The organism is Bradyrhizobium icense (assembly GCF_001693385.1).
In the GTDB taxonomy this organism is placed as follows: domain Bacteria; phylum Pseudomonadota; class Alphaproteobacteria; order Rhizobiales; family Xanthobacteraceae; genus Bradyrhizobium; species Bradyrhizobium icense.
The window spans coordinates 4,475,178-4,495,382 of sequence record NZ_CP016428.1 but is presented as its reverse complement, the minus strand read 5'-3'; the positions used below and the strand labels follow the sequence as shown (position 1 = coordinate 4,495,382).

Annotated in this window: 22 protein-coding genes and 1 tRNA gene; 9 read left to right on the top strand and 14 right to left on the bottom strand. The window is 61.5% G+C overall.

Features of this window, described 5'->3' with window-relative positions:
• Nucleotides 1-16: 16 nt before the first annotated feature.
• Nucleotides 17-496 carry a carboxymuconolactone decarboxylase family protein gene (locus tag LMTR13_RS21225; RefSeq protein ID WP_065729527.1) on the top strand — a complete coding sequence of 160 codons (480 nt, stop codon included), beginning with the start codon at nucleotides 17-19 and terminating at the stop codon, nucleotides 494-496.
• 51 nt (nucleotides 497-547) lie between these two features.
• Here LMTR13_RS21225 and LMTR13_RS21220 read toward each other — a convergent pair whose 3' ends face one another.
• Complete coding sequence (locus tag LMTR13_RS21220) at nucleotides 548-1,645, bottom strand: cyclase family protein (protein ID WP_065729526.1); 1,098 nt, start codon at nucleotides 1,643-1,645, stop codon at nucleotides 548-550.
• Nucleotides 1,646-1,721: 76 nt separating this feature from the next.
• Between LMTR13_RS21220 and LMTR13_RS21215 the strand changes: the two genes are divergently transcribed.
• Complete coding sequence (locus LMTR13_RS21215; protein ID WP_236843042.1) at nucleotides 1,722-2,801, top strand: CobW family GTP-binding protein; 1,080 nt, start codon at nucleotides 1,722-1,724, stop codon at nucleotides 2,799-2,801.
• 142 nt (nucleotides 2,802-2,943) lie between these two features.
• On the opposite strand, the gene LMTR13_RS21210 is transcribed toward LMTR13_RS21215, so the two are convergent.
• Nucleotides 2,944-4,548 carry a M23 family metallopeptidase gene (locus LMTR13_RS21210; protein WP_065729525.1) on the bottom strand — a complete coding sequence of 535 codons (1,605 nt, stop codon included), beginning with the start codon at nucleotides 4,546-4,548 and terminating at the stop codon, nucleotides 2,944-2,946.
• A gap of 43 nt (nucleotides 4,549-4,591) precedes the next feature.
• Complete coding sequence (efp, locus tag LMTR13_RS21205) at nucleotides 4,592-5,158, bottom strand: elongation factor P (protein WP_057863529.1); 567 nt, start codon at nucleotides 5,156-5,158, stop codon at nucleotides 4,592-4,594.
• Nucleotides 5,159-5,625: 467 nt separating this feature from the next.
• Between efp and epmA the strand changes: the two genes are divergently transcribed.
• From epmA to LMTR13_RS21185, 4 genes are read left to right on the top strand one after another with little or no spacing between them, the layout of a single operon-like run.
• On the top strand, nucleotides 5,626-6,678 hold the full coding sequence (epmA, locus tag LMTR13_RS21200) for an EF-P lysine aminoacylase EpmA (protein ID WP_065732857.1): 1,053 nt from the start codon (nucleotides 5,626-5,628) through the stop codon (nucleotides 6,676-6,678).
• Nucleotides 6,675-7,766 (top strand): lysine-2,3-aminomutase-like protein, encoded by a 1,092-nt coding sequence (locus tag LMTR13_RS21195; protein ID WP_065729524.1) that lies wholly within the window; start codon nucleotides 6,675-6,677, stop codon nucleotides 7,764-7,766. The genes epmA and LMTR13_RS21195 overlap by 4 nt, the downstream gene beginning before the upstream one ends.
• Before the next feature lie 6 nt (nucleotides 7,767-7,772).
• Entirely contained in the window at nucleotides 7,773-7,985 is a 213-nt protein-coding gene (locus LMTR13_RS21190) for a hypothetical protein (RefSeq protein WP_065729523.1), read from the top strand.
• A 28-nt stretch (nucleotides 7,986-8,013) separates the two neighbouring features.
• On the top strand, nucleotides 8,014-8,265 hold the full coding sequence (locus LMTR13_RS21185; RefSeq protein ID WP_065729522.1) for a hypothetical protein: 252 nt from the start codon (nucleotides 8,014-8,016) through the stop codon (nucleotides 8,263-8,265).
• Between the two features lie 138 nt (nucleotides 8,266-8,403).
• Here the strand turns inward: LMTR13_RS21185 and LMTR13_RS21180 are convergent, their stop codons facing one another.
• From LMTR13_RS21180 to LMTR13_RS21145, 8 genes are all read right to left on the bottom strand, one after another.
• Entirely contained in the window at nucleotides 8,404-9,489 is a 1,086-nt protein-coding gene (locus LMTR13_RS21180; protein ID WP_065729521.1) for a 3-deoxy-7-phosphoheptulonate synthase, read from the bottom strand.
• Nucleotides 9,490-9,705: 216 nt separating this feature from the next.
• Nucleotides 9,706-10,284, bottom strand: coding sequence for an HdeD family acid-resistance protein (locus LMTR13_RS21175; RefSeq protein WP_065729520.1), 579 nt, complete (start codon nucleotides 10,282-10,284; stop codon nucleotides 9,706-9,708).
• Between the two features lie 117 nt (nucleotides 10,285-10,401).
• Complete coding sequence (locus LMTR13_RS21170; protein ID WP_065729519.1) at nucleotides 10,402-11,445, bottom strand: PrsW family glutamic-type intramembrane protease; 1,044 nt, start codon at nucleotides 11,443-11,445, stop codon at nucleotides 10,402-10,404.
• Between the two features lie 109 nt (nucleotides 11,446-11,554).
• On the bottom strand, nucleotides 11,555-12,769 hold the full coding sequence (locus tag LMTR13_RS21165) for an MFS transporter (RefSeq protein ID WP_065729518.1): 1,215 nt from the start codon (nucleotides 12,767-12,769) through the stop codon (nucleotides 11,555-11,557).
• A gap of 18 nt (nucleotides 12,770-12,787) precedes the next feature.
• A complete protein-coding gene (locus tag LMTR13_RS21160) occupies nucleotides 12,788-14,020 on the bottom strand; it encodes a Zn-dependent hydrolase (RefSeq protein ID WP_065729517.1) in 1,233 nt (410 codons plus the stop codon).
• 458 nt (nucleotides 14,021-14,478) lie between these two features.
• On the bottom strand, nucleotides 14,479-14,718 hold the full coding sequence (locus tag LMTR13_RS21155; RefSeq protein ID WP_065729516.1) for a hypothetical protein: 240 nt from the start codon (nucleotides 14,716-14,718) through the stop codon (nucleotides 14,479-14,481).
• Between the two features lie 142 nt (nucleotides 14,719-14,860).
• Nucleotides 14,861-15,526, bottom strand: a complete 666-nt coding sequence (locus LMTR13_RS39460) for a PEPxxWA-CTERM sorting domain-containing protein (protein WP_083219116.1) — start codon at nucleotides 15,524-15,526, stop codon at nucleotides 14,861-14,863.
• Between the two features lie 849 nt (nucleotides 15,527-16,375).
• Nucleotides 16,376-16,450 (bottom strand) — tRNA-Glu (locus tag LMTR13_RS21145).
• A gap of 249 nt (nucleotides 16,451-16,699) precedes the next feature.
• On the opposite strand from LMTR13_RS21145, the gene LMTR13_RS21140 reads away from it, so the two are divergent.
• Both LMTR13_RS21140 and LMTR13_RS21135 read left to right on the top strand, forming a co-directional pair.
• Nucleotides 16,700-16,960 (top strand): PilZ domain-containing protein, encoded by a 261-nt coding sequence (locus LMTR13_RS21140; protein WP_065729514.1) that lies wholly within the window; start codon nucleotides 16,700-16,702, stop codon nucleotides 16,958-16,960.
• Between the two features lie 156 nt (nucleotides 16,961-17,116).
• Complete coding sequence (locus LMTR13_RS21135) at nucleotides 17,117-17,368, top strand: porin (RefSeq protein WP_065729513.1); 252 nt, start codon at nucleotides 17,117-17,119, stop codon at nucleotides 17,366-17,368.
• Between the two features lie 26 nt (nucleotides 17,369-17,394).
• On the opposite strand, the gene LMTR13_RS21130 is transcribed toward LMTR13_RS21135, so the two are convergent.
• From LMTR13_RS21130 to LMTR13_RS39450, 3 genes are all read right to left on the bottom strand, one after another.
• Nucleotides 17,395-18,042, bottom strand: a complete 648-nt coding sequence (locus LMTR13_RS21130) for a glutathione S-transferase family protein (RefSeq protein ID WP_065729512.1) — start codon at nucleotides 18,040-18,042, stop codon at nucleotides 17,395-17,397.
• Nucleotides 18,043-18,431: 389 nt separating this feature from the next.
• A complete protein-coding gene (locus tag LMTR13_RS21125; protein WP_065729511.1) occupies nucleotides 18,432-18,884 on the bottom strand; it encodes a VOC family protein in 453 nt (150 codons plus the stop codon).
• A gap of 691 nt (nucleotides 18,885-19,575) precedes the next feature.
• Nucleotides 19,576-19,734 carry a Flp family type IVb pilin gene (locus tag LMTR13_RS39450; protein ID WP_083219114.1) on the bottom strand — a complete coding sequence of 53 codons (159 nt, stop codon included), beginning with the start codon at nucleotides 19,732-19,734 and terminating at the stop codon, nucleotides 19,576-19,578.
• Nucleotides 19,735-19,994: 260 nt separating this feature from the next.
• On the opposite strand from LMTR13_RS39450, the gene LMTR13_RS40905 reads away from it, so the two are divergent.
• Entirely contained in the window at nucleotides 19,995-20,150 is a 156-nt protein-coding gene (locus LMTR13_RS40905; protein ID WP_156795709.1) for a hypothetical protein, read from the top strand.
• The last annotated feature ends 55 nt before the right edge of the window (nucleotides 20,151-20,205 follow it).

Below are 20,205 nucleotides of genomic sequence, written 5' to 3'. Positions count from 1 at the left end.
ACATGAGGCAAAAAAGATGTCACACGCCCGCAAGGAATACAAAGATTTCATGTCGCTGACGCCGGACGCCTACGAGGCCGTGCTGGCGCTCAGCCAGGTTGCGGGCAAGACGGGCATGGACAAGCAGTTGCTCGAGCTGATCAAGCTGCGCGCCTCGCAGATCAACGGCTGCGCCTTCTGCGTGCAGTATCACATCCTGGAGAGCGAGAAACTCGGCGTGCCCACCGACAAGCTCAATCTGGTGGTGGTATGGCGCGAAGCGCCGCAGTTTACGCCGCGAGAGCGCGCTGCGCTGGCGTGGACGGAGGCGCTGACGTTGCTCGCAGAGGGCGTCAGCGACGAAGTCTATGCGCAGGCGAGCGCGGAATTCTCGGAGAAGGAGCTCGCCTATCTCACGTCGGCTGTGGCGTCGATCAATGTCTGGAACAGGTTCGGTGCCGCGTTTCGCTGGACGCCGCCGGCGCGGAAGCCGGCGGTGGGGGCGGCGGCTTCGTAAGACCGAAGGCGGCGTGGGCGGTCCGCCCGCCCACGCGCCAATACGACCTCGTCATGTAATCGCGATCGGGCAGCCGTTGCTTCCTGTGGCGCCCTTGATCGGAGCTGGCGTGAAGCAATAGACGAACTGATACTTCTTGTCGGCGACGAGTTCGTCGAAGATCAGGTTCTCGTGGTTGAGGATGCCGTGCTTGGTCTGCAGCTCGGAATGGACCGCAAATGCGAGCGACTTGTCGGGATTGGGCACCACTTCGACTGCCCAGGTGTCAGCCGCGGTCAGCGCGAGGTCCTTTTCGATCACCCATTTGGCGGCGTCGAGGCCGATGCCCGGCTCTCCGCTGTTGAAGCGATCATTGTTCTTCATCCACAGCGAGCCCCAGCCGGTATGGAACATGATCGCGTCGCCCGGCTTGATGTCGCTCTCGGGGATGTTCTGCTTCTGCAGCGCCGCCTTGATATCAGCCGAGGTGATCTCCTGGCCGGCGTCCATCATCCCGCCCTTGAGCGCGACCATGTCGATCAGATGAGCGCGGGTGAAGAGCGGCTTCAGTTTCTCAGTGCCGAGCTTCTTGAGACCGTATGCGTCGCTGATCTCTGCGGCGGTGAAGCCGTTGTAGAACCGCATCTCGCTCTTGTCGCCGTCCTTGCCCATCTGGATGCCGATATGACCGAGGCCGTCGAACTGCGTGCCGGTCTGGCCGATCTCCGTGGCGAGAAATTCGTCATGATACACAAGCTTGTTGTCGCCGAACGGGCCGCCGGTCGGGCCACCGGGAATGCGCAGCGAGAACGCACGCGCGCCGAAAAGCGGCATACCCTGTTCGTAGACGCGACCGATCTTGTAGATTTTGCCATCCCTGATCCATTTGACCGCGTCGAGGACCTTCGCTGGCGTGATGTGGTTGGATGCGCCGGCCTCGTCATCCTTGCCCCATTTTGAGGGCCACCATGGCTTGTCGACACCCTTAGGCATGGAGGTGGTTGTCTGCGCCTGGGCCGCGGTGATCGGCGCAAGCGAGAACTTGCCGTGAACCGTGCCCGCGAATGCCGCCCCCGCCGCGCCAGCGAGGCCTGCTGTGCGGAGCAAAGTTCGGCGATCGGTTTCTGCCATCCCGCCTTTCTGCTCTTCGCCCTTGATTTCGTTGTCCATCGTTCCCTCCCAGGTTTGTGCCCAGAGAAACCGGGCTTAAAAAATGTTTTTCTGATGCTCCTCCTCCGCTAGGCTGATGTCCAGCGACAAAAATAAGACGGTTGAGATGAGGACGCCGATGAGCTTATTCGAGAGCGACAAGTCCGCCGAACGGTTTCCGGTATCATTGATCACCGGGTTTCTCGGCAGCGGCAAGACCACGCTGCTCAATCGCGTACTACGCGACGACGCCATGAAAGACAGCGCGGTTATCATCAACGAATACGGCGAAGTCGGTCTCGACCATCTCCTGGTCGAGCGTGTCGATGGCGAGGTGGCCGTGCTCGCGAGCGGTTGTATTTGCTGCACTATCCGCAGCGACCTCGAGGAGACGCTGCGCACACTCCTGGTGCGGCGCGACCGCAGCGAGGTGCCGCCATTTCGCCGTATTCTCGTCGAGACCACGGGCCTGGCAGATCCCGCGCCGATCGTGCAGCTGCTCTTGAACAATCCATTGGTCTCGCATTTCCTGCGGCTCGATACCGTCGTGACGACGGTTGACGCCGTCAACGCATCTCATCAACTCGACCGTCAGTACGAGGCGGTGAAACAGGTGGCGCTTGCCGACCGGCTGCTGATCACCAAGCGTGATTTGGTCAATAACATTGACGCACTGGAATTGCGTCTGAACCGGCTTAATCCCGGTGCCAGGATCGAAAGCGTGATGCACGGCGAGATCGATCCGGCCCAGCTGTTCGGTGCCGGCCTGATCGATCCTGAGAAGAAAACGGTCGACGTTAGGCGCTGGCTCAACGAGCAGGCCTTCGCCGGTTCCTGCGAGGCGGCGCACGAGCACGGCCATCACGGCCACGATGCTTCGATCGATAGCTTCATGCTCGCGTTCGACCAACCCCTCGACTGGATGGCGGTTTCGCAATGGCTGGCGCGTCTGCGCAGCACGCGCGGAGAAGACCTGCTGCGGGTCAAAGGGATTCTCAACCTCCGCGGTGAGCCGACGCCGGTCGTGGTCCACGGCGTGCACCATGTCTTCCATCCGCCGGTGGCGCTTGCCCAATGGCCCGACGCCGACCGGCGCTCGCGTATCGTGTTCATTACACGCGGCCTCGGGCGCCAAGAGGTGCTCGCGCTCTGGCAGGCAGGCCGCGCGGCAGCCTGAGACGGTTGCAGCAACGCGGTTGCGGTGCGGCCGACGCAGTCCAAAGCTGATTTGCAGCGCTGCCCAGTTTCGGGAAATGCTCTGCACACGCGCTTCCGCTTCGTCCCACAGGCCAACATCTGCGTCATTATGGGTGCACGCCCTAATTTTCGCTGCCGTTCCGTGCGCTGTGACGCAGCACATCCTTCGGCAACGCATGCGCCACGGCAGCCGCCGCCGGCGGCTCGGTCCCGATCTCGCGGCCGCGGCCGCGGATCAGCCGTTCGTAGGATGCGATCAGGGTGGTGTATGGGTTGACCCAGATCCAGCCGTCGCGCGTGAACACCTGCACGTCGAAGTGCAGGTGGTACGAGGTGCCGTTGGGGAAATCGAGATAGTTGGAGACGACACCGATCTTCTCGCCCTCGGCGACCCGGCGGCCGTTGAGGATGCCGTCTGCGTCCATGGCTGACGGGTTCATGTGCATGTAGCGAAAGCGGATGTGCTCGTTGCTGGTGTTGATCTGCAGCGTTGCCGCCTGTTGTTTCAGCGAACGGATCACGACGCCGTCGCGCACGGCGACGACGGCCTGTTTCCGCGGATGGCAGGTGTTGTCGGCGCTGCTGTTCGGCGGGCAGGGTGCGGGGCGGATGTCCTGGCCCTGGTGACCGAAGCCGGCCGCACATTGCCCGACCTGGAAACTGCGGGCTTCGCAAAAATTGTCCCGCCACGGATAGACGCCTCGATGGGGGCCTTGGCGTTCGCCGGATTTGCGCGTGCCGTACTGCTGCGAGCTGACGAGGGCCGGGGCTTTCTCCAGCGGAAAGCGGATCTGCGAATAGACCGCCAGGTCGGCGTGACCGCCGCGCTTGCGCGCGCCGCTGCGCGCAATGATGTCGCCGCTCGGGTGATAGGTGAAGTCTGGAGAAGCCGCCGTCGGCCGCTCGGCGATACCGGAGGAAATGTCGAACCTCGGCCGCGCCGGCTTGCCGCCGGCGATGCGCAGCGCCCTCAGGAAACGCTCGGCGATCGGGTAAGCCTCGCGGCAGGCCAGCCGCCGCGTCCGCGGTGCCGAATCCAGGCACTGGATCGACACCACATAGGGCACGCCGAAACGGGTGAAGGCGTAGCGCACATGGCCTTCGCGGATAAAGCGGCGCATGTCGGGGTATTGCGCCGCCAGCGACTTGACCGGCTTGCCTTTGCCGCTGAGCGGATCGGCTAGATCGTAGACAAGCATCGAGCCTGATATCTGCACCTCGACCGGCCGGGCAAAGGTTCGGGACGGCAGGCCGGCGCCCGCGCCGGGATCGAGTGAAAACACCGCGTCGTAGCCGGAGGGGCCGGCGTGAAAGAGATCGACGGGGCGGAAGTCGGCCTGATAGCGCGATACCGCCGGGGTCTGCGTGCCACCGGCCTCGGCCTCGAGATAGGCCGCCGTATCGAACGGCAGCAGCACCGGCACCGGACTGCGGCCGATTCCGGCGAACAGCGCCGAATTGATCGCGTTCAACTGCACCAACGCGGGCGCAGAGCGTGAATCCCATGCCGGCATCCGCTGCCGGCCTGCAAAGGTGAAGCGCTGCGCGATCGCCGGCCGAGAATTGATCTCGGTGCGGAGCTGATCGAGAACTGCCCGCCATTCGACGCGAACGGCCGTGATCGACGGCGTTCTGAACTCGCTGGCGGAAACGTTGGCTACCCCGGCGGGGAGCAAACAAAAGGCTGCCAGCCAACGTGAGAGCAAGCGGACAGCCTTCGTATCCAATGCATCGCCCCCCGGCGTATGCTCCGTAGCCTATGGCGCGGTCTTAATCCTTTGCGCGCTCGACGTAGGAGCCGTCCTCGGTCATCACCACGATCCGCGTTCCGGTTCCGATGTGCGGCGGCACCGAGGTGCGCACGCCGTTGGAGAGGATAGCAGGCTTGTAGGAGGAAGACGCGGTCTGACCCTTGGTGACCGGCTCGGTCTCCACAACTTCCAGGGTTGCGCGCTGCGGCAACTGAATGGCGACCGGGTTCAGGTCGTGCATCGACAGCTTCACGGTCATGTTTTCCTGCAAGTAGGGCGCGGAGGAACCCACGATCTCCTTCGAGACCTGGACCTGGTCATAGGTCTCGGCGTTCATGAAGTGGAAGCCGTCGCCATCCTCGTAGAGGTAGTTGAAATTGCGGTCCTCGACGGTCGCCTTTTCGACCTGATCGGTGGTCTTGTAGCGCTCCGATACCTTCACGCCGTCGCCAATGCGGCGCATTTCGATCTGGCTGACCGGAGTTCCCTTGCCGGGATGGATGTTTTCGGCTGACAGGACGACATAGAGCTTGCCGTCTTGCTCGATGACGTTGCCCTTGCGAATAGAACTGGCGATAACTTTCAAAGCTGTTTTCCCGAATTTCTGGCCTTCGGCCGAACCGGACATTTGTGTCCGCAGGGCCAATCAGGCGGTTTCGGGCTGCAACATACTGATTTTGCCCGTCGATGCCAGCGTTTTACGGCCGTTCCGGCGAGCTGCTTGAAGCCGTAAATGGCCGGATTTCGCCGTGAAATATGACGAGTCGGGCAAGCAATTTTACGATGCGGCCAGCCGTTGCTGATGGGCTTGAAAGCAATGTGTTAAGCGGTTCGCGAAGACCCGTAGCGGATGTGTCGACATCGATCGGGCGAATGGACAAGGAGAGCGTCTTTCGACATGAAATGACCGAGCTGGAGCTGGACCTTGCCGCCTCCTGCGGCTCATCGTGTCGGATGCAAAGAAAGTCGAACAATATCAATGGTATTTGCCGATTCCCTGAACACATTGATTGGCGCCGCGGAAGATGCGTGATGGATTCGGAACCGCCTGTGATGGTTGACACCGACCAACCCTCGCCTTGGTGGTCGGCCGCGCGGCACGCCGATCGAAGACCGTTCCTGATCGCGCGAGCCGCGATCACCAGGGCGGTGCGAGGCTGGTTCGACGAGCAGGGGTTTACCGAGGTGGAAACCGGCATCTTGCAGGTCTCGCCGGGCAATGAGACGCATCTGCATGCGCCGCGCACTGAAATCGTCAGCCGCGATGGCGCACGTGCGACGCGCTATTTGCGGACCTCTCCGGAGTTCGCCGCGAAGAAACTGCTCGCCGCCGGCGAAGCCAAAATTTTCGAGCTCGCGCGCGTGTTCCGCGACCGCGAGCGCGGCGATCTGCATCTGCCCGAATTCACGATGCTGGAATGGTACCGCGCGGACGCAGGCTATAATGCTGTCATGGCCGACACCATCGTCGTGATCGCACGCGCGGCGCAGGCGACCGGGATCGAGCAGTTCTCGTTCCGGGGCAGAACGGCCGATCCTTTTGCCGAGCCGGAACGGCTGACGGTGGCAGCCGCATTCGAGCGCTTTGCTGGAATCGATCTGTTGGCCACAATCAGCAATGGCGAGGGCGATCGTGCGGCGCTTGCGGCGGCAGCAACACCGCGGCTACGGATCGCCGATGACGACACCTGGTCGGACATTTTCAGCAAAGTGCTGGTCGAACATGTCGAACCGAATCTGGGGCAGGGGCGTTTGACCGTCTTGTTCGAATATCCGGCGCCGGAGGCAGCTCTTGCGCGGACAAAGGCGTCCGATCCGCGCGTCGCCGAACGTTTTGAAGTCTATGCCGGCGGCGTAGAACTCGCCAACGGCTTTGGTGAATTGACCGATGCCATCGAACAGCGCCGCCGTTTCGCCGCTGATATGGATGAGAAGGAGCGGCGCTACGGCGAGCGCTATCCGCTGGATGAGGATTTCCTCGCAGCGGTTGCCGCGATGCCGCCGTCGAGCGGCGTCGCGCTTGGTTTCGACCGGCTGGTGATGTTGGCAAGCGGCGCGCGGCGGGTGGACCAGGTGGTGTGGACGCCACCGGCAGGAGAGACATGAACAGGATCGATCCGAAACTTTTGGCAACGCTGCGGCAACCCGCCGATCTCATCGAGCGCGGGTTCGCGAAGCCAACCGACCTCGCCGACCTCGAACGGGTCGCCGCGCGCTACGCCATTGCTGTCACGCCTGAGATCGCCAACCTGATCGACGCGGACAATCCGGACGACCCGATCGCGCGGCAGTTCATCCCGAGCGCGCTCGAACTGGTGAACGGACCCGGCGAGAATGGCGATCCGATCGGCGACGATGCGCATTCGCCCATTGGCGGCATCGTACATCGCTATCCCGATCGCGTGCTGTTCAAGCTGGTACATGTCTGCGCCGTATATTGCCGCTTCTGCTTCCGCCGCGAGATGGTCGGGCCGGGTAAGGCAACGGCGCTATCGGACGCCGCCTATCGCGATGCGTTGGACTATATCCGCAAGAATAACGAAATCTGGGAAGTCATCCTGACCGGCGGCGATCCGCTGATGCTGTCGCCGCGCCGGCTGGCCGAGATCATGACTGATATCGCTGCCATCGATCACGTCCGAATCGTTCGTATTCATACCCGCGTGCCGGTGGCGGCACCGGCGCGCATCGATCGCGTCATGATCAGGGCATTGAAAGTTGAGGGCGCAACGACCTGGATCGCCGTTCACGCCAATCATCCGCGCGAATTCTCGGGCGAGGCCCGCGCCGCCTGCGCGCGGCTGGCCGACACCGGCATTCCCCTGGTGAGCCAGACGGTGCTGCTCCGCGGCGTCAACGACGATGCCGCGACGCTGGAAGCACTGATGCGGGCCTTTGTTGAAAATCGGATCAAGCCCTATTACCTGCATCACGGCGATCTTGCGCCGGGGACTGCGCATCTGCGCACCACGATCGCAGAGGGGCAGGAACTGATGCGCAGCCTGCGGGGCCGCGTTTCGGGCCTGTGCCAGCCGGAATATGTGCTCGATGTTCCCGGCGGCCATGGAAAGGCGCCGATTGGGCCGAATTATTTGTCGTATGCAAGTTCCGGGGAATGTGAACTATCTTCCGAAGCGCAGTATCGTATCGTCGACTATTGCGGCGACGTTCACCTCTATCCGCCCAAGCCGTGATCTGCGATGGCGGAGGACGGCGAGGAGAAGCGGGAGCCGCCGGAAGATGAGGGGCATCGCGGAATCGAAAACGCCGTGCTGCTCGGCTTCTTCGTGGTGCTGGTGGCGGCCGGAATCTGGTTGCTTGGCACCATGGCCGATATACGAAAGGCGCAGGACTGCGCCGCTCAGGGACGCCGTAACTGTGCAACGATCGACGTGCCGGAGCGGACACGATAAATGAATTCTAAAAGGCGGGAGAATCAGGATGCAAAGAACAATCTTGTCGGTCGCGCTGATGGTCCTGATCGGCATGCCTGCTGCGTTCGCGCAGGGCGGCACGTCGACAATGCCAAAGAGTAACCCGAGTGTCGGAGGGATTCCGGAGGCGCCGATCGGGCACCGTCAGCCCCGCCGCAGCGACGTGCCCGAAAAGAACACGAACGATCCGAACGATCCGCTGAGCAAGGAGAACGCAGCGCTCGACCGCAAGATCAAGAGCATCTGCCGCGGCTGCTAGGCCACTGCGGCATGCGCGCCCAACAAAATTGAACGGGCGCTTGTGCAGTGCCATGCAAAGCTTGGAGTGCAGCTTCGTTTAAAGATTGAGGGCAGGGCGCGCAGACCGCGCCCTGCTTGCTATCATTGGCCCGCGCAGCTAGGCCGAACGCTCCTCCCGTAATCGCGATGGCACGTTCCGGCGCGTCGCCACGGCATCAGCCAGCATGTTCAGCGCCGACACCGTCGTCTCCCAATCGATGCAGCCGTCGGTGATGCTCTGCCCATAGGTCAGGGGCTTGCCCGGCACCACGTCCTGGCGGCCGGCCACGAGATTGCTCTCGATCATGACGCCGGTGATGCGCTGCTCGCCATCCGCGATCTGTCGTGCGACGTCGGCGACCACCAGCGGCTGGTTCTCCGGCTTCTTGTTGCTGTTGGCGTGGCTGGTGTCGATCATGATCCGCGGCGCCACACCGGCACGGGTAAGTTCGACGCACGCGGCATCGACGCTTTCCCGGTCGTAGTTCGGCTTGTTGCCGCCGCGCAGGATGATGTGGCAGTCCTCGTTGCCGGTGGTCGCCGCAATCGCCGAGCGTCCGCCCTTGGTGACAGCCATGAAATGATGCGGATGCGAGGCCGACTTCACCGCATCGGCCGCGATGCGGATATTGCCGTCGGTACCGTTCTTGAAGCCGACCGGGCAGGATAGCCCCGAAGCAAGCTCGCGATGGATCTGGCTCTCGGTGGTGCGCGCGCCGATCGCCGCCCACGCCATCAGGTCGGCAATGTATTGCGGCGTCGTCATGTCGAGGAATTCGGTCCCGGCCGGCAGGCCGAGATTGTTCACCGCCGACAGCACGTTGCGGGCGAGCCGCAGACCCCTGTTAATGTCGAAGGAGCCATCGAGATTGGGGTCGTTGATCAGTCCCTTCCATCCGACAGTGGTGCGCGGCTTCTCGAAATAGACACGCATCACGATTTCGAGGCGATCGGAGAGCTTTTCGCGGAGCGAAGCGAGCCGCTCGGCGTAATCAACGGCCGCAGCCGGATCGTGAACCGAGCAGGGACCGACGACGACCAGCAGGCGGTCGTCGGTGCCGTGCAGGATGGCGTGGATGGCATTGCGCGCCGCCATCACGACGCGCGTCGCGGTCAAGGTGCGCGGTATCTCACCCATCACCTCCTGCGGCGTACTCAGCTCTTTCAGTTCGCGAATTCGAAGGTCGTCGGTGGTGCTCAACACGGCTATGGCTCCTGTTTGAAGGAAACCTGCCGGCCAACAAAAAAGCCGCCAGGTCTGGCGGCTGTTCGGACTTATGCTTCAATTCGTCAGATTGAGCGCGATCCTCCCACCGCCAGCGAGCTGTCGTAGCTAAAATACCAAAAGTTGCTGGCGGCGATCATGATCATGGCTGGCTCTATAGCCCAGCCATTCGGGCTTGTCACCCCATAATCCGTGTCAAGATTTGCGCGCGGCGAGCGCCATGCCGACCAGCGAGGCGCCGCCGAGCACGAGGTTGATCCCGACCAGGAGGCCGATCGCCCATTCCGCCGAACCCGGCAGACCGGCGACGATGATGAAGGCGATCAGGAGGTCCATCACGCCCGAAATCAGCAGCCAGGACCAGCGCTCCGACAATTCGCGGCGGTGCTCCAGCGCGTACATGATGGTGACGACGCCCTCGGCCAGAAAATACGCGCCGACCACGATGGTGAGCGTGAGGGCGCCTTGCACCGGCCGTGCCAGCAAAATCCCGCCGGCGAGAATGGCCAGCGCCGCCGAAAACAGCGACCACCAGAAACCCGGCATCTGCCGCGCCCAGTAGGTGACGAACAGCCCGGCAATGCCGCTGATCAGAAACATCCAGCCGAGGAAGATGGTGACGGCGAGGCTTGCCAGCGGCGGCACGATCATCGCGGCCAGGCCGAGCAGGGCGAGCACGATGCCTTCGAACAGAAACGCCTTCCAGTGCGCCTTCACCGCGGCGTTCATTTCGGACTGCAGTTTGCCGATGTCCGGGGGAAAATCTTGCGTCATTGGAAGCTCCCGATGCCCGCCGCGCCGAAGCAGAGCCCAATATAGCCCGCACGCCGCGGGCGGGTAGAATTTGTTCTGCGGCCTTTTTGAGCGAGATCAACGACGGGAGGATGACGTTCAGCCCGGCTCGGGCGCCGACGAAAATCCGTCCGAGGACGTTCTGATGCGATTGCGGCCAAAAACATAGACAGCCGACGTGGCCAGCAAGAGCACCAAGCCAATCAGAATGGAGGTCATGCCGAGCGGAATGAGAAGCAGCGAGGCGTTGCGCTCCGGATTGACGAACCAGTGATGAAGCGAAGTCAGGACGAAAGCCGCGCCGGCGAAGCCCGCGCCGCTGCCCACGAGCAGCAGCGCCCACATCCGCCGCAACTGGCTCAGCCGCTCACGCGCGATCTCGGTGCGCGGCGCATGATGGCGGCCGACGCGCCGCACCAGCCGTATGGCAAATCCGATCGAACTGAAGCCGATGAGCAGGCTCGTCGCCCCCAGCAGCATTCGCACGTTGGGGCCGAGATCGGGATGTTTCTGCAATGTCAGCAGCGGAAAATCGAACGCTGCATGCAGCGCCACTGGCGCGAACAGCGCCAGCGCCCAGCTCGAGATCCGCGCCCAGTCGCGATGATGGCGATGTGCACCCAGCGCCGTGCCGGCGCGGGCGATCGCGATATAGGCACCCGCGATGATGCCGAGCGCACCGTGAAAGGGCACCGTCAACACGCTGCGCAAGGCGGCCAGCGACCGCCACATGTCGGCGTGCTGCACGAGATAAGCGAGGTTTTCGTAAGCCGCGAAGCCGAGGCCTGCGGCCGCGCCGTAGACCACCGTGTCCATCGGGTCCGCAAACGCACGGCGGCGCACCGGCAATGACACCAGAATGATCACGAGGACCTTTACGATCTCTTCCGGCGCGGCGACCCCGAAGATCGAACGCAGGCCTTGCGTCATCCAGGGGTTTCCAGGCACCGCAAGAATCGCGGCAAACGGAGCGCGCGCAATTCCCAGCAGCGAAATGCTGGCAGCCCCGAGTACGAAGGCGAGCCATACCCGCACGGGTGGGCCGGGGCGCTCGTCCGCGGCGATGACGAGCCAGAGCACCAGCAGCGCCGGCGCGATCGCGGCAACGCCGATCGATGTAGGGAGGGCCTGAAGCAACAACATCTGCGGAATTTTACCTCAGTGAGCGTAAATGGCCGCAAATTCAGCCGTTTGCAAGAAAGTCAGACGCGACTCCTTGTCACCAAGGGAACCGGCCAAATCGGCGTCGTACTCAGGCCGGGGACCGTTGGCCAATCCTGCGCTGTACCATCAGCAATCCCGCCAGCGCGACCAACGCAAAGCCGGCGCCCGCCAGGAACGTGCCCTGCGGGCCTGTGATATCCCAGAGCGCGCCGGCAATGATGCTGGCCGCTAGCATCGCCACGCCGCCGAGCAGGTTGAAGAATCCGTAAGCCGTGCCGCGCAACTCGGCCGGAGCGGTATCTGCAACGAGCGCGGCCAGCAGTCCCTGCGTCAGCCCCATGTGCAGGCCCCAGAGAACGACGCCCAGCGCAACGCCGCCCACGGACGGCAGCAACGCCAACACGATATCGGCCGCAACCAGCACCAGAATGCCGCCCGCCAGCACGGCCGTGCGGCCCATGCGATCCGAGATGACGCCGGCGGGATAGGCCGCGAGCGCATAGACGACATTCATCGCCACCAGGACGGCAGGCACGAGCATGATCGGCAGCCCGACATTCTGGGCGCGGAGAACGAGGAATGCCTCGCTGAAGCGCGCCAGCGTGAATACGCTCGCGACCGCCACCACCCACCAATAGGCGGCTCCCAGGTTTTTGATCTCGGCCAGGCTGATCGGATTGCGCACGGCGCGCAGCGCCTGCGGCCGCTCCGGCTCGCGCACGGCGAAAACGATCAGCGCCAGCGCCAGGAAAGCGGGAATTACCGCAAACCAGAACACGGTCGTGAAGTTGTCTGACGTCCACCACATCAGCGCGATGGCGAGCAGGGGGCCAACGAAGGCGCCGATCGTGTCGAGCGATTGGCGCAGCCCAAAACTAGCGCCGCGCAGATCGGGCGGCGAGAGATCCGCCACCAGTGCGTCACGCGGGGCGCCGCGAATGCCCTTGCCGATCCGGTCGACGAAACGCGCCGCCACCAGCCAGCCGACGGTTGGCGCCAGCGGAAACACCGGCTTGGTGAAGGCTGCGAGGCCGTAGCCGATGGCGGCTAACCATTTGCGCTTGCCGAGCCAGTCCGAGAGCGCGCCGGAGAATATTTTTGTGATGGACGCGGTCGCCTCGGCGATGCCCTCGATGACGCCGACCGTCACCATCGATGCGCCGAGGACCGACACCAGGTAGATCGGCAGCAGGGCGTGGATCATCTCCGACGAGATGTCCATCAGCATCGAGACGAAGCCCAGCACCCAGACGCTGGCCGGAATGTCCCTGATCGAATAGGCCGGCCTGGTTTCAGCAACCATGTCGCATCTCGCGCCGCCTCATTGCGCCAACAGCCGCCGGCAGGCGTCAACAAAGACCTCTGCACCAGTGACGATGTCGGCGTCGGCGGTGTTCTCGGTCCAGTGATGCGAAATGCCGCCGATCGAGGGTACGAACAGCATTCCGGCCGGCATGACGGTCGAGAGAATCTGGGCGTCGTGGCCGGCGCCGCTCGGCATGCGGAGTGATTTGCCGTCGGCAAAATCTACGCCGGCAGCCTCGATAGCCCCCTGGAACGCGGTATCCATCCGCGCGGGGGTCCCGGTGCGGATGCGCTCCACCGCGATGGCGCAGCGGCCCTGGGCGTTGACCTCCGCGGCCATGCTGTGGAGCAACTCCTCCAGCCGCGCAATCACGGCAGGATCGTCGTCGCGAATCTGGAACAGCATTTCCGCCGCTCCCGGGATGATGCTGGGTGCACCAGGATCGAGGGTGATGCGGCCGGTCGTCCAGACGGTGCGCGGGCCGCAGGCGGCGGGGAAACGATTGTCGATATCGACGCAAAATCTGGCGAGTGCGAGGCCTGCATCTTTGCGAATGGCCATCCGCGTGGTGCCGGCGTGGTTTTGTTCACCCGTGAAGGTGATGCGATATTGCCATATCCCGACGATGGACGTCACAATGCCGATCTTGAGGCCGCTGCTTTCCAGTGTCTCGCCCTGTTCGATATGGGCTTCGAGATAGCCGATGTGCCGCCCTTGTTCGTACCGCGCGCGGACGCGGCCGGCCAGGCCGGCATCGCGCAACGCCTCGCGCATGCTCCTATCATTGTTGCGGTCGCGCGCCGCGTCGATATCGGCTTCGGTGACGCCGCCGACATAGGACCGGCTGCCAAGGAAGTGTCCGAAATGGCCTTCCTCGTCGCACCATGAAGCGACTTCGACGGCGCCGTTTATGTTCGGGTCGAGATTGATGACGCGGGCGGCTTCGAGGGCATAGACCACGCCGAGCGGTCCATCGAGCCAGCCCGCGTGGTTCTGGCTTTCCAGATGCGATCCCGCCAGCAGCCTGGGCCCGTGTTTCGCGCTGGTGCCGATGACGTTGCCGATGCCGTCGATCTCGCCCGCGAGACCGGCATCGGGAAGCCGCTGCACAAACCAGTGCAGCGAGCGAAGATGCGGTTCCGAGAGAGTCGGCTTGTGAACGCCGGTCTTGTAGGCGCCGATGGCGCGCAGCGCGTTGAGGTCGCCGAGGACGCGGTCGCCATCGACGCGCGAGGAAATGTCAGCCATGCTTTCCGTAGTTCTCCGGAGTAGAACAAAGTTCCTGGTTACCGTTCTCGGAGTAGAACAAAGTTCCGTGAACGTCGCCAGCCGCGTTTATCCATCACGCTGACAGCAGCGCCAATGCCACAACGGCAAGCCACGCCACGATCACGAGTGCCGTCATCGCGCCAGCGGCTATCTTCGCCTTCTCCTTCCACGTGTAATCGTGCATTTCCTTTAATCGTGCATTTCCTTTCACGTGTAATCGTGCATTCTTTCCGCAAAACGTGTGCCGGCGATTCAGGCGCTTGTGAGACACCTTAATCGTTCAATCTGATCGAAGGGAAGGCTGTCTCTTGGCGCGAGCGGAATGTGTTGCGCGGGCAATCCCAGCTGGGCGGCGCGCGAGAGAAACTCGACCGTGCGGCTGAGCGAACTGCAAGGCGCCTTGCGTCAGAGGGTGATGGAAGGTCTCGTCGGCGACGTTAGGAGAGGTGGCCTCGCCGCATGCCCATCACGGAATAACTTTCGGTCATGCGGTTTTTCATTGCGGCGACGACCTCATTGGCAAACGCAATTTGAGTATCGGTCAGGGCCAGACAATCAACTTGGGCGGCGGTTGATGAGTATCCGACGCGGGCTTCGAAAGCGTCGAGCTGATGTTCGAAATTCGCAAGCGCCTCTTTGAGATTGGCCAACTCTTTCGCGCGGGGATCTCGATCCATACCGATGCTCCCAAGACAATACCCAGAAGGCCGCAGGGCACGTACTTCAGGTAGCGAACGTAACGCCTCAGAGGTTCGGCGACCGTGGAGAGGCCTCCTTTCGGCGGCCTTCCCACAGCAAATAACGCGACGTCTTGTTGGACTAGGCGAGGCGAACGTGGCCTTGCTTCTTGCGGCGATAGGCCAGGAAGCCGACGCCGGCGAAGCCGAGGATCATCATAGCCCAGGTTGCGGGTTCGGGAACTGCGCCCGAGATCGTCTGAATGCCGCCGAGGCGTTCCTGTCTCACGTCCTCGAAGAGACCATTGAGCGCCAGGATAGAAACGCTTGTAATGATTTCGCCGCCGCCCGATTGCAGCGAGAAGAAGTTATTGCCGTTCACGTTGATGGCGACGTTATTAAACGTAACTGTCTGCAGATTAGTGACCACAGTGATATCGGCCAGAGTGGCGGTCAGGTCGTTGATGTTGAAGACGTTTGCCGTAAATCCCAGGGTAGGATCCGCCATGAACCAAGTGAGCAGATTGAACCCGTTAATCGCGCTGTCGAAAATCCTGGCCTGGCCGGCTGAGCTCGTACCAGTCAAATTCTCGTTGCTCGTGAACGTTACCCGATTTGCCGGACTTGAATTAGTATCGGTGGTCAGCGAGGTCGTATTGTTTCCTGTGACGTTCTGAAACAACACGTTCTGATCGGTGATACCTCCGAGGTTACCAGGTGTAAGCACGAGACTGGCATTTGCCGCGCTTGAAAGGGCTGTAATTCCGACGACCAATACGGCCGCCAATGTTCCGCGCAGATTAAGCATGTAATGTACTCCTACGAGTAACTAGAAGTTTCGCAATAAACCCTGATTATTCGCTGGCTCCGATATGCCAGATTTTCCCGAGAGTAACATCTATTAAAAAATAGTAAAGTACATTAATGTTACCATCATACCACTGCGGAAAACAATTTAATCAATCACGAGAATTGTGCTGAGGCGGTTTAATATCCGTTTTGATGATCCGTGCGGCTGGTCGCCGTATGGACGTTGCATCTATTTAATTTTCAGGTTGCGTCGTGTAATTAAGTGCGGCCACCCAGAATGAGTGCACAATCTTCCTAATCTAGGTGTGGCCGAGCCTCCATTCGTGCAGCCGGTGCTATGCGGGCCGTTGATATTGATATCGACTTGGGCGTGCAGCCTACTCAGGAGGGCAAGGCAAATCCAAATGCGCATGGTGCGAAAGAACCTGCTGGGGAGCGCAACCCTGATTGGGCGTGGCGCTCCCGGGCCATCGCAAACAAAATGAAGCGGTTTGCCGTTTCTCTAAGACATGTTCGTGCATTGATGCACCCTCTGCTCCCGACTTGGCAAACCTAATCGCTCGGTCGAATATACGCGTTGTCTGGCTCACCATGATTGCAAGCCTCGTGACGAACTCCGTCAGGTATCCGGCGGAAAGTAGCACCGCAACGTAAAGCGGAGTGCAACGTAAAGCGCGACGCACGTTGTGATTGCAATAACGGCCGTATTCATTTCCCTGTCCCTTATTATTTACCCGCCACGGTCCGTTTGCCGGAACCTGTGGACGAGGGGAACCTGAGCTGTGAAAATGGTTGCCTTAAGCCTTGAAAGTGGTCGGCTTGGGCTTTGAAAGTGGTGGCAAGGTGATGGCGCTCCCTAGCGGAATCGAACCGCTCTCTCCACCGTGAAAGGGTGGCGTCCTAACCGATAGACGAAGGGAGCAAGAACAACAGGAAAATCAAGATGTTAGTTCTTGATGGGCCGTGTTGGCCGCTGCCCGTCCATGTTTGATGGGGGCGGCGACGGGCGAACGTATAGTGGCGTTTGGGCGGGTGGGCAAGCCGCTCGGAAAGGCGTTCTGCGGACGTTTCGCGCTTCGATCAGCGTCCCGGGCGCACGACGAGACACGCCGCGCCGAGCAACGGATTCTAAAGCCGCATGGTGTAGGGCTGTCTCGGGGGAACTTCCGACATGGCTTTGCTGTCAGGCAAGAAGCGCGACAGGCGCAAATCATTGAGTCAGCCCGGGTGGATCACGCTCGAGGGCGGTTTTGCCGCACGCCAATGCGTGGTGCAGGATATGTCCACAACGGGGGCGAAGGTTACGATCGACGATCCCAATACGCTGCCGGCGAAATTGCGGCTGGCGTTTTCGCGCGACGCCAGGACCGGGCGCCGCTGCGAAGTCGTCTGGCGCCGCGGCAAATCGGTCGGCGTCAAGTTCGTCCGCTAACGCGTTGTCCAGCGAAAACCTACCCGGACTTGATCCGAAGTTGGGGCCGGTCCGCGTCAAGAAAACGCGTCAAATCAAGACATCTGGAGCCCGTTCCGAGTCAATAGGCAGGGGTTCCAGTCTGGCATCGATCCGCAAGCGGCGATAAAAGGCGGGATGCGAAAATCTCTCTTTGTAGTGATGGCTGTGGTGCTGCCGTCGGCTGCTGCGCTTGCCGAGCAGCCCCGTCTTCACAAATCCGACAAGCCCGCCACCTCGGGTAAGGCGCTTCCGCTGAAGCGCCCAGCTTCCGCCAATGCCTGCGCGGAGTATGGCGCGGGCTTCGTCAAGATCGAAGGCACCAACACCTGCATGAAAATCGGCGGCGCGGTAAGCGTCGGCGCCGGCGTTTCCACCGGCTCGCGTTGAGCAGAATCGCAACTCTCCAAGCGCGCTCACGTCATAGGCGGCGCGACGAAGCGTACGAAGCCGGGGCGGGCGGCGAACTGCGAAAACCAGCGTTCGAGGTTCGGCAGCGTCGGCTTGGTGACACCTTCGACGCCGAACCAGCGCCGCGCAAAGGTGCCGAGCGCGATGTCAGCGATGGTGAACTGATCGCCCTCGATGAAGCGCCGTGTCGCCAGTTGCGCCTCGGCGATCCGCCACACCGCGGCTTCAGCATCGACATCCTTCTGGATTGCCACCATGTCGCGCTTTTCGACCGGCGTGCGCACCAACGCCCAGAACACCGGACGGTCGACCGGTTGTAGCGTCGAGAGTGTCCAGTCGAGCCAGCGGTCGACGCCAGCGCGCGCCTTCGGCTGCGAAGGGTAGATCGGCGAGCCGTCACCATAGGCCATGCAGAGATAGCGCATCACGGAATTGGATTCCCACAGCACGTAGTCGCCATCGACCAGCGTCGGGACGCGGCCATTCGGATTCATCGCGAGATATGCCGCTTCGTCGTTCTTGCCGAACTGCATGCCGGCGTCGATGCGCTCATAGGCGAGATCGAGTTCGGTAAGGCACCACAGCACTTTTTGCACGTTGACCGAATTGGCCCGGCCCCAGATGGTGAGTTGTTGTTTGTTGTTGTCGGCCACGCGCGTCGCTCTCGCTTTTTCGATTTGCCGTTAATAGCCGAAGATCAGAGAAAAAGCGCGCCTTCGCGCGGGTCCGGAGCCAACAAAAATGAGCTCCGCCGCAGTGCGACAGAGCCCGCTTCTCGCATTGCGCGCTGCGTCAGCCAATCAGTGGCCGAAGAACAGCCACAATAGAATGATCACCGGAATAGGTACGCCCAGCAACCAAAGTAGAATTCCTCGTCCCATCGTCTCCTCCTCAAATCTATTCGAGGAGAAAACGCGACGTGCGAGGGGTGGTTCCTGCACAGAAAGAACCCGAGCGCAGGAACGTTTTAAGGTTTCGGAATTTCGAGAGCGACAGTCCAATCCGAAGCGCGAGTAGAGGTTACGAAGAAATTGTACAAGGCCTACCAATGACCGGTATTCGGCATCGAGGCCCACGGCTCGGCCGGCGGTTTCGGTTCGCCCTTCTGTAACAGCTCGATCGAATGCAGATCCGGCGAGCGGACGAAGGCCATGTTGCCGTCGCGCGGCGGCCGATTGATGGTGATGCCGGCCTTCATCAGGCGGTCGCAGGTTGCGTAGATGTCGTCGACCTCGTAGGCGAGGTGGCCGAAATAGCGGTCCTCGCCGTATTTCTCCTCGTCCCAGTTATAAGTGAGCTCGACCAGCGGCGCACCGCGGTTTTGCGGCGCGGCCTTGAACAGGCCTTCGTCCTCGGGCGCGCACAGGAACACCAGCGTGAATCGGCCCTTGTCGTTGTCGATCCGGCGCACTTCCTTCAGCCCCAGCGCGTCCCGGTAGAACTTCATCGCGGTATCGAGATTGCGCACGCGCAGCATGGTGTGGAGATAGCGCATGTTTCTTGTCCTCCTGAGAGCGTTCAGAGATCTTGTTTGGGTTGGGCGGTTCGGGCGGAAAATAGCAGCAAAGTGCACCAGAGGTCACCGATAACGTGCGGATAAAGTGCGGGCTCTTTCTGCAACCGTTCGCACAGAGCGCTCTGGCCTCGGAAGGCCATCGGTGCAGGCTAATGCGAAAGATTGGAAGCGCTCGTTGCTCAGCGGTCAGGCCATGGGACGATGCCTCCCTTGGGCTCAAGGGCGATGCACTTGAGAGCTTCCGGCTCGCCTAACCAACGTGCTCGAGAACCCGTCGTTTCTCGTCCTTTTGTCGATGAATTTCAAATCTGGGTTCCGAGGAACGAAACCGCTACGGCGGTTTTGAATCGGCAGAGGTGTTGTATGAAACAAGATCATCCGGCTGAAGAGAATGCGGCGCGGGAGGATTTGCCTACAAGATCCGAGCGAAAACTCGGGACTTTGACCGCTGGTGCCATTGCTCTCGTTGTCGTTGGAACGGCAATATATTGGATCGCGTAGCCATGGTGCGCGAAGGTCCCGCTCAACAGGCTCCCTACCCAGCCGAAAAGGCGCGGGGAGGCAAGATTATCCTGAACACTCCCGCTCGCCGGGCGATATTTTTAGCAGGGTTTATCGGCGCTGCCGTATTGGTGCTTGTTCTGGCTTTCGCTCGCTGATGCGATCGCACCTAAGGAGTCAACGCGGGAATAAGACTCTTAAATAGCGCAACGAGCCTTTCTCCGGTCATTCCCACGGCGGCGATAATGGCCAGGGCGATGAACCCGGCGATGAGGCTGTATTCGATTGCGGTGGCGCCGCCCTCGTCGCGCAGAAACTTTCCAAGCATCTTTCTCTCTCGAACTTTGATGAAATCCGATGTGGCACGCTAAAGTTGCGATCAAGGCATCAAAAGCGTAAAATTGCGAGCTTGTTGAAGCGGCCGCTCCGGGGCGGACGGAGTTACTTCATCGCGATAGTCGCGGCTCGTGGTGTCGCGGCTATTTCTCGGCTCTTTTGGCGACCCGGAACGCCGCGTCATCAGAGTGATCCCCTACACATACGCAACCAGCCTCTCCGTCCATCGTGGCGTCAACGGAGGGATCGACTATGTACGTGCTCTACGGCGTGCTCATTGTTGCGATGATCTTCTTTTTCGTGCTCCCGATTACCGACGCCAGGACGGCCAGGATGAAACTATCCGTGGTGAGCAGCCTCGGCATATTGCTGGCGGTATCGGTTGTCGTGCCGCGGCTGATGCATTAACGAAGGATCTGCTTGCCTCGACGCACAACGAACGGCGTCTCCCGAAGGGCGGGCC